Source organism: Jeotgalibacillus alimentarius (assembly GCF_000829445.1).
Taxonomy (GTDB): Bacteria; Bacillota; Bacilli; order Bacillales; family Jeotgalibacillaceae; genus Jeotgalibacillus; species Jeotgalibacillus alimentarius.
The window spans coordinates 96,072-108,798 of record NZ_JXRQ01000008.1; the positions used below are offsets into that span (position 1 = coordinate 96,072).

The following is a 12,727-nucleotide window of genomic DNA, read 5'->3' on the forward strand; positions in this document are numbered from 1 at the left end:
CGATAAATGAAAGAATCATTGATTTCATGATGTTCATGAAACCATTAACTTAATAGATGTTTTGGAGGGAATTATTTATGTCAGCAAAATGGGAAAAGCAAGAAGGTAATGAAGGCGTACTAACTGTACAGGTAGACGCTGAGACAGTTAACAAAGGATTAGACAGCGCGTTTCAAAAGGTTGTTAAGCAAATTAATGTACCTGGTTTCCGTAAAGGAAAAATGCCTCGCCAAATGTTTGAAAAGCGTTTTGGTGTAGAGTCACTTTATCAGGATGCTCTTGATGAAATCCTTCCTGAAGCTTACGCAAGCGCAGTAGACGAAGCAGGTATCGTACCTGTAGACCGTCCTGAAATTGATGTTGAGCAGATGGAAAAAGGTAAAGAACTGATCTTCACAGCTAAAGTAACGGTTAAGCCGGAAGTTAAGCTTGGTGAATACAAAGGGCTTGAAGTGGAAAAGCTTGATGCTGAAGTAACTGATGAAGATGTGGATGCTGAACTTAAGCAGCTTCAGGAACGTCAGGCTGAGCTTGTTGTGAAGGAAGACGGAAAAGTTGAAGACGGCAATACTGTTGTTCTTGACTTTGAAGGCTTCGTTGATGGTGAAGCGTTTGAAGGCGGACAAGCTGAAAACTACTCACTTGAAATCGGTTCAGGTTCATTCATTCCAGGATTTGAAGAACAGCTGGTAGGTCTTGCAACAGGAGATGAAAAAGATGTTGAAGTTTCATTCCCTGAAGAGTACCACGCTGAAGAGCTTGCTGGTAAGCCGGCTACTTTCAAAGTGAAAATTCATGAAATCAAAGCAAAGGAACTTCCTGAGCTTGATGATGAATTCGCGAAAGATGCAGACGAAGAAGTTGAATCTCTTTCTGAACTAAAAGAGAAAACGAAAACGCGTCTGACTGAAGAAAAGCAAAATGCTGCTGAAATGGCACTTCGCGATTCAGTTGTTGAAAAAGCAGCTGAAAATGCTGAAATCGATATTCCGGAATCAATGGTTAACACAGAAGTTGACCGTATGATGCAGGAATTTGAACAGCGTCTTGGTGCACAGGGTATGAACCTTGATCTTTACTTCCAGTTCAGCGGACAGGACGAAGAGACACTTCGCGGACAAATGCAGGAAGATGCAGCTAAGCGTGTTCGTACAAACCTTGTACTTGAAGCAATCGCTGATGCAGAAAATATCACAGTAACAGAAGAAGATGTTGAGTCAGAGCTTAGCAGCATGACTGAACAATTCAATATGTCAGTTGATCAGATTAAAGCTGCACTTGGCGGATCTACTGAAATTCTTGAAAATGATCTGCGTGTACAAAAAGCAATCGATTTTCTTGTGGAAAACAGTAAAACTGTTGCATAATAAGATTTAAGGGCAAGGCGCGATGATATCGTGCCTTGTTTTATAACATAAAGGCTTTAATTATTTCATGCATACATAATTGTTTAAAAGGAAAGCATATCGGGAAAATCGAGTTAGTTCCGTCTAATGATTCATTATGGTACAATTTTCTCTACAGAGTGAAGAAGAGCTGCTCTAGCTCAGGGCAAGACTGATAAAGGGGTGAATGGAATGTTTAAATTTAACGATGAAAAAGGACAATTGAAATGTTCTTTCTGCGGAAAGACCCAGGAACAGGTTCGTAAGCTTGTTGCCGGGCCTGGCGTATATATTTGTGATGAATGTATCGAACTTTGCACTGAAATTGTAGAAGAAGAGCTGGGCACTGAAGAAGAAGTAGAGTTCAAGGATGTTCCAAAACCAAAGGAAATCCTATCAATTCTGGGTGATTACGTTATCGGGCAGGAACGTGCGAAGAAGTCACTTTCTGTTGCCGTATATAACCACTACAAACGTATCAAATCAAACAGTAAAGTTGATGATGTTGAACTTTCAAAAAGTAACATCTGTCTGATCGGACCAACGGGTTCCGGTAAAACATTACTGGCACAGACACTTGCAAGAATTTTGAATGTGCCATTTGCCATTGCGGATGCGACATCACTGACAGAAGCAGGTTACGTAGGGGAAGATGTTGAAAACATCCTTTTGAAGCTGATCCAGGCTGCTGATTACGATGTTGAACGTGCTGAAAAGGGAATTATCTATATCGATGAAATTGATAAAGTGGCCCGTAAATCTGAAAACCCGTCAATTACACGTGACGTTTCAGGTGAAGGTGTACAGCAGGCACTGCTGAAAATTCTTGAAGGCACGACCGCAAGTGTGCCGCCACAGGGTGGAAGAAAGCATCCACACCAGGAATTTATTCAGATTGATACAACGAACATTCTGTTCATTGTTGGTGGTGCATTTGACGGTGTAGACCAGATTATTAAACGCCGACTTGGTCAAAAGGTAATCGGATTTGGATCCGGGGATTCAAAAGGTGACCTGACTGAGCGTGAACTGCTTGCTAAGCTGGTACCGGAGGATCTTCTGAAATTCGGATTGATCCCTGAATTTATCGGCCGTCTTCCAGTGACTGCAACACTTGAGACACTGGATGAAGAAGCGCTGATCTCTATTCTGACGAAGCCTAAAAACGCATTAGTAAAACAATATCAGAAAATGCTTGAGCTTGATGATGTTGAACTTGAATTTGAGGAAGAAGCACTGCGTGAAATCTCTAAAAAAGCAATTGAACGAAAAACCGGTGCACGCGGACTTCGTTCTATTATTGAAAACCTGATGCTTGATGTCATGTTTGACCTTCCTTCCAGAGAAGAAATTAAAAAGTGTATCATTACACCTGGAGCTGTTGAGCAGACGGAACGTCCTGTTCTTCTGAGAGAAGATGGTTCTGAAATTAATCTGGATGATGAAGAAAAGACATCTGCTTAAAGTCTAAGACAAAAGCTGGCTCATCATATAGAGTCAGCTTTTTTCTTCGCTTTGCCCGGATGTTTTGTGTATTGAAAGGGTAAAGTATAACAGAAGCTTACAGATACAACCTGGAGGTGTTACATATGGCGAAATCAACTACACAAACCTTACCACTGCTGCCGCTGCGCGGTTTGCTCGTGTATCCAACAATGGTGCTTCATATTGACGTTGGCCGCGAAAGGTCTATTCAGGCGCTTGAAAAAGCAATGATGGAGGACCATATGATCTTTTTATCCACTCAAAAAGATATGGCCATCGATCAGCCTGAGCAGGATGACCTGGCTGAAATGGGGACGCTGACAAAAGTAAAGCAGATGCTGAAACTTCCTAACGGGACAATCCGCGTACTCGTTGAAGGAATTGAGCGGGGAAGAATCACTTCATTTGAAGAAAGTGAGCCATTCTTTACAGTAACAGTTGAATCTCTTCCGGATGATCCTGAAAAAACACCGGAATATGAAGCACTGATGAGAACATTAACAGATTACTTTGAACAGTACATTGCGCTATCAAAGAAAGTCTCTAAAGAAACACTTAACACGGTTCTCGACATTGAAGAACCAGGCCGTCTTGCAGATATCGTGGCTTCCCACCTGCCATTAAAATTAAAAATGAAGCAGGAAGTACTTGATACAACTGATATCAAAAAACGTATGACAAGATTGATCGAGACAATCAACAATGAAAAAGAAGTACTGAGTCTTGAAAAGAAAATCGGTCAGCGTGTGAAGAAGTCTATGGAAAGAACCCAAAAAGAATATTATTTGCGTGAACAGATGAAAGCGATTCAGAAAGAGCTCGGGGATAAAGATGGAAAAACCGGTGAAATTTCTGACCTGGCAAAAAGAATCCGTCAGGCGAAGATGCCTGAATCTATAGAAAAGATTGCACGTAAAGAACTTGACCGCTATGAAAAAGTGCCTGCTACTTCAGCAGAAAGCTCAGTTATCCGCAATTATATTGAATGGCTCATTACAGTACCTTGGAGTCAGTCCACTAAAGATGACCTGGATATTAAAAAAGCGGAAAAAATTCTTGATCGTGATCACTACGGACTTGAAAAAGTAAAAGAGCGTGTGCTTGAATATCTGGCTGTACAACAGCTGACAAAATCGTTAAAGGGTCCAATTCTTTGTCTTGCGGGACCTCCTGGCGTAGGTAAAACAAGTCTTGCGCGTTCTATTGCTGAATCAGTCGGCAGAAAATTTGTCAGAGCGTCACTTGGTGGTATCAGAGATGAATCTGAAATTCGCGGACACCGCAGAACGTATGTAGGGGCAATGCCTGGCCGTATCATTCAGGGAATGAAAAAAGCCGGTACTGTGAACCCTGTATTTCTTCTTGATGAAATTGATAAAATGTCCAATGACTTCAGAGGGGATCCATCTTCAGCGATGCTTGAGGTGCTTGACCCTGAACAGAACAACTCATTCAGTGATCACTTCATTGAAGAACCTTATGATCTGTCTAAAGTTATGTTCATTGCAACAGCCAATAACCTGGCGACGATCCCGGGGCCGCTGCGTGACCGCATGGAGATCATTACAATTGCGGGATACACAGAGATTGAAAAAATTAATATCGCCAAAAATCATCTGCTTCCAAAACAGATTGAAGAAAACGGCTTATCGAAGTCGCAGGTACAGGTACGCGATGAAGCCATTAAGGATATTGTCCGCTATCACACGCGTGAAGCTGGTGTAAGAAGTCTTGAGAGACAGCTTGCAACAGTATGCAGAAAAGCAGCCAAGATGATTGTTGGAGAAGAGAAGAAAAAGGTAGTAGTTACGTCAAAAAGCCTTTATGATTTTCTCGGCAAGAAGAAGTTCCGTTATGGACAGGCTGAGGTTGAGGATCAGATTGGCGTTGCTACTGGTCTTGCCTACACAACTGTTGGTGGAGACACACTTCAAATCGAAGTATCACTTTCTCCTGGTAAGGGGAAGCTTGTACTGACCGGTAAGCTTGGCGATGTCATGAAAGAATCTGCTCAGACTGCATTTTCATTTGTCAGATCCCGTGCAGAACAGCTGAACTTAGAAGAAGATTTTCATGAAAAACATGATATTCATATACACGTTCCTGAAGGTGCAGTGCCAAAAGACGGGCCATCTGCCGGTATTACAATCGTAACAGCGCTTGTATCTGCACTGACAAATCGTAAAATTAAAAAAGAAGTCGGTATGACCGGTGAAGTGACATTGAGAGGAAGAGTGCTGCCGATTGGCGGTCTGAAGGAAAAATCCCTCAGTGCCCACAGAGCGGGACTGACAACCATTATTATTCCAAAAGAGAACGAGCGTGACATTGACGATATTCCGGAAAGCGTACGTGCTGAACTGACGTTTATCCCGGTATCTCATGTAGATGAAGTGCTTGAAGTTGCATTAGTAGGTGAGAAAGAATGAAAATTACACAATCAGAAATCGTGATTAGTGCTGTAAAACCTGAACAATATCCTGAAGGAGGTCTGCCCGAGTTTGCATTAGCGGGCAGATCAAACGTTGGGAAATCATCATTTATTAACAAGATGATCAACAGAAAAGCACTGGCACGCATTTCTTCAAAGCCGGGTAAAACCCAGACACTCAACTTTTATTTATTGAATGAAGCACTGTACTTCGTGGATGTTCCGGGGTATGGATACGCCAAAGTATCTAAAACTGAACGGGCAGCATGGGGAAAAATGATCGAAACTTATATGACTGACAGAGCACCATTAAAAGCAGTTATTATGATAGTCGATCTCAGACATCCGCCAACCAAGGATGATATTATGATGTATGACTTCCTTAAGCACTTTGATATTCCGTGCTTAATCGTCGCTACAAAAGCTGATAAAATTCCTAAAGGTAAATGGCAAAAACACCTTAGCGTCACACGAAAAGTGCTTGAAATCGCTGAAGGAGATGAACTCATCATGTTCTCCTCAGAAACAGGCCTCGGCAAAGACCAGGCATGGCATTTTATCGAAAGGAAAATGAAAGAATAGCAGAATGATAGACTTATCTAAAAGCGCACTGGTTTTGTCAGTGTGCTTTTTATTGTTGATCTTCACTGTGGGCAGTGCAGTGGACCGATGCGGATAAGGTCAACTTTTTTAATGAATTAACTTTTTATTAACATACATTCAGCTGGCTCTTGTAGTGGAGGGCGGAGACTCCCGCCCCAGGAAGCTCACCGCCCGGGGCAGGAAAGCGCAGCCCTCCACGAAAAGAGACAGCGTTTCTGTAAAGTTTCTCTGTATATAAAGCTTTTACAGTTGAAAGGGTTTACTAGTGACCAAAGTAGTGAAACATGTTATTAGTAAAACGTTTTCACAGAAGGTTCTGATATTGAGCGGAACTGTTGAAAACGCCCGGGTGGTTTGGTAACCTTAGTTCAGATGAAAACGTGATGCAATGGTGCGAACTGGCTCAGCCAGTCATTGTGTCAGTACGTTTCAAGGGTTGTTCACATTTACCATTAGGCCATGTCCGCAAACATGTTATAATGGGAGTAATGATTAATTCGTGGGGGTGTCATTCAGCACATGCACATTTTAGTGGTAGGTTTGAATTACAAAACGGCCCCGGTAGAGATGAGAGAGCGTCTTTCTTTTCAGGAAGCGGATCTTAGTAAAGCAATGACAGAACTTCAGGGCAGAAAGAGCATTCTGGAGAATGTCATCGTTTCGACATGCAACCGTACTGAGATATATGCAGTAGTAGATCAGCTTCACACAGGTCGTTATTATATAAAACAATTTTTAGCTGACTGGTTTAATCTGGACAAGGACGAGTTCAGTCCTTATTTATTCATGTACGAAAAAGACGGTGCAATGGAGCATCTGTTCAAAGTAAGCTGTGGCCTTGACTCTATGATTGTCGGGGAAACTCAGATCCTTGGACAGGTCCGGAAAAGCTTCTTTACAGGCCAGGAAAATGGTACGACAGGAACTGTTTTTAATGAGCTTTTCAAGCAGGCTGTTACGTTAGCAAAGAAAGCACACTCTGAAACTGATATCGCTTCAAATGCTGTATCAGTATCTTATGCAGCTGTTGAGCTTGCAAAGAAGATATTCGGAGATTTAAATAAAAAACATGTGCTTATTCTTGGTGCCGGGAAAATGGGCGAACTGGCTATTCAAAACCTTCAGGGCAGCGGTGCTACTAAAGTGACCGTGATTAACCGTACTTTTGAAAAGGCGGAAGCACTTGCTGATAAGTTCTCAGGCAGCGCTAAAGAACTGAGAGAGCTTCAGTGCGCATTAATTGAAGCAGATATTCTCATTACTTCGACTGGAGCTCAGGAAGCACTAATCAGTAAAGAGATGATGACAGATGTTGAAAGAATGCGTAAAGGCCGTCCATTCTTTATGGTAGACATTGCAGTACCAAGAGATCTTGACCCTGCAATCAATGAACTTGATAACGTCTTCTTATATGATATTGATGATCTTGAAGGCATTGTACAGGCTAACCTTGAAGAACGTAAGCAGGCTGCAGAAGCCATTGGCCTGATGGTGGAAGAAGCAATCGTTGCATTTAAAGAATGGCTGAACATGCTCGGTGTCGTACCGGTGATTTCAGAACTTCGCGAAAAGGCACTTGCGATTCAGGCAGAAACGATGGAAAGCATTGAACGGAAAATGCCAAGCCTCACTGACCGTGAACGCAAAGTATTGAACAAGCATACAAAAAGCATTATTAATCAACTATTAAAAGATCCGATTTTGCAGGCAAAAGAACTGGCGGCACTGCCGGATGGTGATGAAAAACTTGAACTGTTCAAGCAGATCTTTAACCTGACACAAGAAACGGAGCGTCAGGAAATTGAAACTGCTGAAACAGTGAACGTACAGCCTCAACTTTCACTGCAAAGTTGATTGGGAGGATCACACATGTTCGAACTGTCAATGACACGGCTTCATGAAGTCATGATTATCCTCTATGCAATCAGCGTTCTATTATATTTTATGGATTATGTACAAAAAGACCAGAAGGCGAACCGCGTTGCCTTCTGGCTTTTATCAATTGTTTGGGTTCTTCAAACAATTTTTTTATTTCTCTACATGTTCAGAACTGGAAGATTTCCAGTTTTAACGCTGTTTGAGGGCATTTATTTTTATGCTTGGGTATTGCTCACTCTATCGCTGGCGCTTAACCGCTTAATGAGAGTGGATTTCACTGTTTTCTTTGTCAACGTGATAGGCTTTACTTTCATGGCGATCCATACGTTCGCCCCGATCCAGGCCAGCACAGAAGCAGCTGCTGAAAGGCTGATGTCAGAGCTGCTGCTCGTTCATATAACAATGGCAATTGTATCTTATGCTGCTTTTTCTGTATCCGTTGTATTCTCCATCCTGTATTTACTTCAATACAGGCTGTTGAAACAGAAAAAATGGGGTCAGAAAATTCAGCGGATCACGGATTTGGCGAAGTTGGAAAAGGGATCAGTCATTTTGAACAGTATCGGTTTCCCGATGCTGTTACTCAGTTTAATTCTGGGAGTCCAATGGGCAGTTGTTTCTCTGCCTACTGTTTTATGGTATGACATTAAGATTTCAGGGTCATTCCTGTTACTAGCCATTTATGGCGTGTTTTTATACAGAAGGTTCGGAAAGGGCCAGTCAGGGAAATCACTGGCACTGTTTAACACAGTTGCTTTTGGCTGTCTGCTGATTAACTTTTTGCTTGGCAGCAGATTATCTTCGTTCCACTTCTGGTCAGTCTAAATAACGATTCAATGGAGGCTTTTGATAATGAGGAAATTTATTGTAGGATCACGTAGAAGTAAGCTTGCGATTACACAGACTAAATGGGTGATTGAGCAGCTGAAAGCACTTCAACCAGGTGCTGAGTTCGAGATTAAGGAAATTGTTACAAAAGGTGATCAGATCCAGAACGTGAAGCTTTCTAAAGTAGGAGGCAAAGGTCTGTTTGTAAAAGAAATTGAACAGGCAATGATCGATGGAGAGATTGATATGGCTGTTCACAGTATGAAGGATATGCCGGCAGAACTGCCGGAGGGTCTGGTAATCGGCAGTATTCCGAAACGTGAAGATCCGCGAGATGCACTCATTTCAAAAAACAAAGAAACGCTTGCTGAACTGCCTGCTGGTTCAATTGTCGGGACAAGCAGCCTTAGACGCGGTGCGCAGATTCTTGCTGTACGTCCGGACCTGAAAGTGGAATGGATCCGCGGGAATATTGATACACGGTTAAAGAAACTGGAAACTGAAAACTTTGATGCCATTATTTTAGCAGCAGCAGGTCTATCAAGAATGGGCTGGTCAAAAGACGTTGTATCTGAATTTCTTTCTCCGGAAGACTGCCTGCCGGCGATCGGTCAGGGCGCATTATCAATTGAATGCCGTGAAAATGATACAGAGCTGAGAGAATTGCTGAACCGTTTTACTGATCAGGAAACAGCTTTGACTGTTACTGCTGAACGAACGTTCCTTCATAAAATGGAGGGTGGATGCCAGGTGCCGATTGCAGGGTATGCAACTCAGATTGAAGATGGCGTATCTCTGACTGCACTGGTTGCTTCACCAGACGGCAAGAAAGTATATAAAGAAGTGATTAATGGAAATGACCCGGTGGAAGTAGGGCTTAAAGCTGCAGAAATCCTGACAGAGCAGGGTGCTAAAGCTTTAATCGACCAGGTTAAAGAAGAACAGGAAGGTCAGTGACATGACTTCCCTCAAAGGGATACGGATCGTACTGACCAGAGATGTAGAATCATCCGAGCAGGACCGCCTGCTGATTGAAGAAAAAGGCGGCATTCCTGTCATCGCTCCTATGATTAAAATCGGAGCTGCAGACGTTCAGATAGATGAACAAAAGAAGTCTCAACTTGAACAGGCAGACTGGATTATTTTCACTAGCAAGAATGGTGTTTACTACTTTTGCAAATTAGTAGAAGAGGCAGGTATGGCGGATCTTCTGACTCGTAAAAAAATTGCGGCAGTAGGGAGAAAAACTGCAGAAGCATTAGAAAACGAGGGGATGCAGGTTCACTATATCCCGCCTCTATATTCTGCTTCAAGTTTTAGAAGTGATTTTAAAGAGCACGTCCAAGGCCCTGTTCTTTTTCCACAGGGCAATCTCTCACGTGGAGAGATTGCAAAATTTTTAAATGAGCAGGGACATAAATGTATCAGCTGGACTGTATATGAAAACACGATTCCGGAGATATCTGACGGGCTGCTTGACTATTTCAGAGATGCTGATGTGATTACACTGTTTTCGCCATCTGCTGCAGTCCGTTTTTATGAAACTGTTAAAGCAGATCATCAGCTGATCTCCAGTGTCAGACAGGGACGAATTAAAATTGCCAGTATCGGTCCGACAACTTCAGAAGCAATAAGAGAGATGTCTCTGCCTGTACATATAGAACCTTCAGAATATACAATGGAAGCGATGATTGAAGAAATTGCCATGACTCTGAAGTGTTAATGATAAGTTTATGAGCAATCAGGAGGTAATAATATGAATGACTTACAATTTGACCGTCACCGCAGACTGAGAGGATCTGACGCGCTGCGTGCGATGGTACGTGAAACATGGCTCCGTCCGGAGGATTTTATCTATCCGCTATTTGTCGTAGAGGGAGAGAATATTCATCTTGAAGTTCCTTCAATGCCGGGCGTCTTCCACGTTTCACTCGATGGTGTGATGGATGAGATTAATGAATGTCAATCTCTTGGCATCAAGTCTGTCATTCTTTTTGGTGTGCCAAAGGAGAAAGACGCAGTCGGTTCTCAGGCCTATGCTGAAGAAGGTATTGTGCAACAGGCCACAAGACTGATTAAAAAGCAAGCGCCTGAAATGGTTGTGGTAGCAGATACTTGTCTGTGCCAATACACTGACCACGGGCACTGCGGCGTGATTGAAGGCGGTAAAGTACTGAATGACCCTACACTGGACCTGCTTGCAAAAACAGCAGTCAGCCAGGCTAAAGCAGGGGCTGATATTATTGCACCGTCAAATATGATGGATGGATTTGTTGCAGCGATCCGTTACGGCCTTGATGAAGCAGGCTTTCATGATGTTCCGATTATGAGTTATGCAGTGAAATATTCTTCAAGCTTTTACGGACCTTTCAGGGATGCAGCCCACAGCTCGCCTCAGTTTGGTGACCGTAAAACCTATCAGATGGATCCTGCTAACAGACTTGAAGCATTGCGTGAAGCAGACTCTGATGTAAATGAAGGCGCAGATTTCCTGATTGTTAAACCTGCACTTTCATACCTCGATATTATGAGAGAAGTGAAAGATCGTCACACACTGCCTGTGGTTGCTTATAACGTGAGCGGTGAATACTCAATGATTAAGGCAGCTGCAGCAAACGGCTGGATTAATGAACAGGAAGTTATTCTTGAAAAGCTGACAAGCATGAAGCGTGCCGGTGCAGATCTGATTATTACGTACCATGCGAAAGAAGCATCACGCTGGCTGAAAGATCAATAAACACAAAGGAGCGATATCATGCGTTCATATGAAAAGTCACAGGAAGCATTTAAAACAGCATCTGAATTAATGCCAGGAGGAGTCAACAGTCCTGTCCGTGCATTTAAATCCGTTAATATGGATCCGATTTTTATGGAAAAAGGAAAAGGATCTATGATATACGATATTGATGGTAATGAATATATTGATTACGTCCTGTCGTGGGGACCTCTTATTTTAGGACATGCAGATGATCATGTGATTGAAGAAATTAAAAAAACTGCAGAAAGTGGTACAAGCTTCGGGGCGCCAAGTCTTGCTGAGAATAAACTGGCAGAGCTGGTGATCGAACGTGTACCATCTATTGAAAAAGTGAGAATGGTTTCTTCAGGTACAGAGGCAACAATGAGTGCGCTCAGACTGGCAAGAGGTTTTACGGGTCGTGACAAAATCGTTAAATTTGAAGGCTGCTATCACGGTCACGGAGACAGTCTTCTGATTAAAGCAGGTTCAGGTGTTGCAACACTTGGACTGCCTGACTCACCCGGCGTTCCTGCGAGTGTAGCTCAAAATACGATTACTGTACCTTATAATGACTTTGAATCTATCCAGTATGTATTTAAAGAATACGGCAGTGAAATTGCAGGTGTAATCGTTGAACCTGTTGCTGGAAACATGGGTGTTGTACCACCAGTTGAAGGTTTTATGGAAGAACTGAGAAAGCTTACAACCGATCACGGCTCACTGCTGATTTTTGATGAAGTAATGACAGGCTTCCGCGTTGGCTATCATTGCGCTCAGGGACATCTTGGTGTAACGCCTGACCTGACATGTCTTGGAAAAGTAATCGGCGGCGGTCTGCCGGTTGGCGCATTTGGCGGCCGCAAGGATATTATGGAGCACATTGCACCAGCAGGGCCAATCTATCAGGCAGGAACACTCTCCGGTAATCCGCTTGCGATGGCTGCAGGCTACGCTACACTGTCCCAGCTGACTGAAGAAAGCTATCACGGATTTGTTGAATATGGAGATAAGCTTGAGGCCGGTTTTACTGAACTTGCCAAAAAGTATGATATCCCTCACAGCGTGAACCGTGCAGGGTCAATGCTGGGCTTTTTCTTCACAAATGAGAAAGTAACAAACTTTGATAAAGCGAAAACGTCTGACCTTGAACTGTTCGGTGAGTTCTACAGACTAATGGCAGAAAACGGCGTCTTCCTTCCACCATCACAATTTGAAGGCTGGTTCCTTTCAACAGTGCATGGAGAAGAAGAGCTCGACCGCACACTAAAAGCAGTCGAAGCATCATTTAAAGAAATTGCATCCAAAAGATCATAATAATTAGGGCTATATTAAAGCCCAATCTTGTTTTAGCACAGCTGGTGATTGGAGCGGAAGGGG

General features: G+C 42.9%; 10 protein-coding genes. All 10 read left to right on the forward strand.

What is annotated here, in order from left to right; translation table 11 throughout:
* The first annotated feature begins 77 nt into the window (after window positions 1-77).
* The 10 genes from tig to hemL all read left to right on the forward strand — a co-directional run bounded on the left by tig (window position 78) and on the right by hemL (window position 12,664).
* Window positions 78-1,367 (forward strand): trigger factor, encoded by a 1,290-nt coding sequence (gene tig, locus KP77_RS01570; protein ID WP_041120980.1) that lies wholly within the window; start codon window positions 78-80, stop codon window positions 1,365-1,367.
* Window positions 1,368-1,577: 210 nt separating this feature from the next.
* On the forward strand, window positions 1,578-2,849 hold the full coding sequence (gene clpX, locus KP77_RS01575; protein ID WP_041120981.1) for an ATP-dependent protease ATP-binding subunit ClpX: 1,272 nt from the start codon (window positions 1,578-1,580) through the stop codon (window positions 2,847-2,849).
* 125 nt (window positions 2,850-2,974) lie between these two features.
* Window positions 2,975-5,299 carry an endopeptidase La gene (lon, locus tag KP77_RS01580; protein WP_041120982.1) on the forward strand — a complete coding sequence of 775 codons (2,325 nt, stop codon included), beginning with the start codon at window positions 2,975-2,977 and terminating at the stop codon, window positions 5,297-5,299.
* Window positions 5,296-5,883, forward strand: coding sequence for a ribosome biogenesis GTP-binding protein YihA/YsxC (gene yihA, locus KP77_RS01585; RefSeq protein WP_041120983.1), 588 nt, complete (start codon window positions 5,296-5,298; stop codon window positions 5,881-5,883). The genes lon and yihA overlap by 4 nt, the downstream gene beginning before the upstream one ends.
* Before the next feature lie 540 nt (window positions 5,884-6,423).
* On the forward strand, window positions 6,424-7,758 hold the full coding sequence (hemA, locus tag KP77_RS01590) for a glutamyl-tRNA reductase (RefSeq protein WP_041120984.1): 1,335 nt from the start codon (window positions 6,424-6,426) through the stop codon (window positions 7,756-7,758).
* A 15-nt stretch (window positions 7,759-7,773) separates the two neighbouring features.
* Window positions 7,774-8,607: a cytochrome c biogenesis protein gene (locus KP77_RS01595; protein WP_041120985.1), complete on the forward strand. Its 834-nt coding sequence runs from the start codon at window positions 7,774-7,776 to the stop codon at window positions 8,605-8,607.
* A gap of 27 nt (window positions 8,608-8,634) precedes the next feature.
* Window positions 8,635-9,567, forward strand: coding sequence for a hydroxymethylbilane synthase (hemC, locus tag KP77_RS01600; protein WP_041120986.1), 933 nt, complete (start codon window positions 8,635-8,637; stop codon window positions 9,565-9,567).
* A 1-nt stretch (window position 9,568) separates the two neighbouring features.
* Window positions 9,569-10,333, forward strand: coding sequence for a uroporphyrinogen-III synthase (locus tag KP77_RS01605; protein WP_041120987.1), 765 nt, complete (start codon window positions 9,569-9,571; stop codon window positions 10,331-10,333).
* Window positions 10,334-10,366: 33 nt separating this feature from the next.
* Complete coding sequence (hemB, locus tag KP77_RS01610; protein WP_041120988.1) at window positions 10,367-11,347, forward strand: porphobilinogen synthase; 981 nt, start codon at window positions 10,367-10,369, stop codon at window positions 11,345-11,347.
* A gap of 18 nt (window positions 11,348-11,365) precedes the next feature.
* Window positions 11,366-12,664 (forward strand): glutamate-1-semialdehyde 2,1-aminomutase, encoded by a 1,299-nt coding sequence (hemL, locus tag KP77_RS01615; protein WP_041120989.1) that lies wholly within the window; start codon window positions 11,366-11,368, stop codon window positions 12,662-12,664.
* The last annotated feature ends 63 nt before the right edge of the window (window positions 12,665-12,727 follow it).

What these genes read in the sequence shown, in the direction of transcription:
- KP77_RS01595 (WP_041120985.1), top strand. Translation starts at nt 7,774, where the DNA reads ATGTTCGAACTGTCAATGACACGGCTTCATGAAGTCATGATTATCCTC.
- hemB (WP_041120988.1), top strand. Translation starts at nt 10,367, where the DNA reads ATGAATGACTTACAATTTGACCGTCACCGCAGACTGAGAGGATCTGAC.
- hemL (WP_041120989.1), top strand. Translation starts at nt 11,366, where the DNA reads ATGCGTTCATATGAAAAGTCACAGGAAGCATTTAAAACAGCATCTGAA.
- hemA (WP_041120984.1), top strand. Translation starts at nt 6,424, where the DNA reads ATGCACATTTTAGTGGTAGGTTTGAATTACAAAACGGCCCCGGTAGAG.
- tig (WP_041120980.1), top strand. Translation starts at nt 78, where the DNA reads ATGTCAGCAAAATGGGAAAAGCAAGAAGGTAATGAAGGCGTACTAACT.
- yihA (WP_041120983.1), top strand. Translation starts at nt 5,296, where the DNA reads ATGAAAATTACACAATCAGAAATCGTGATTAGTGCTGTAAAACCTGAA.
- hemC (WP_041120986.1), top strand. Translation starts at nt 8,635, where the DNA reads ATGAGGAAATTTATTGTAGGATCACGTAGAAGTAAGCTTGCGATTACA.
- lon (WP_041120982.1), top strand. Translation starts at nt 2,975, where the DNA reads ATGGCGAAATCAACTACACAAACCTTACCACTGCTGCCGCTGCGCGGT.
- KP77_RS01605 (WP_041120987.1), top strand. Translation starts at nt 9,569, where the DNA reads ATGACTTCCCTCAAAGGGATACGGATCGTACTGACCAGAGATGTAGAA.
- clpX (WP_041120981.1), top strand. Translation starts at nt 1,578, where the DNA reads ATGTTTAAATTTAACGATGAAAAAGGACAATTGAAATGTTCTTTCTGC.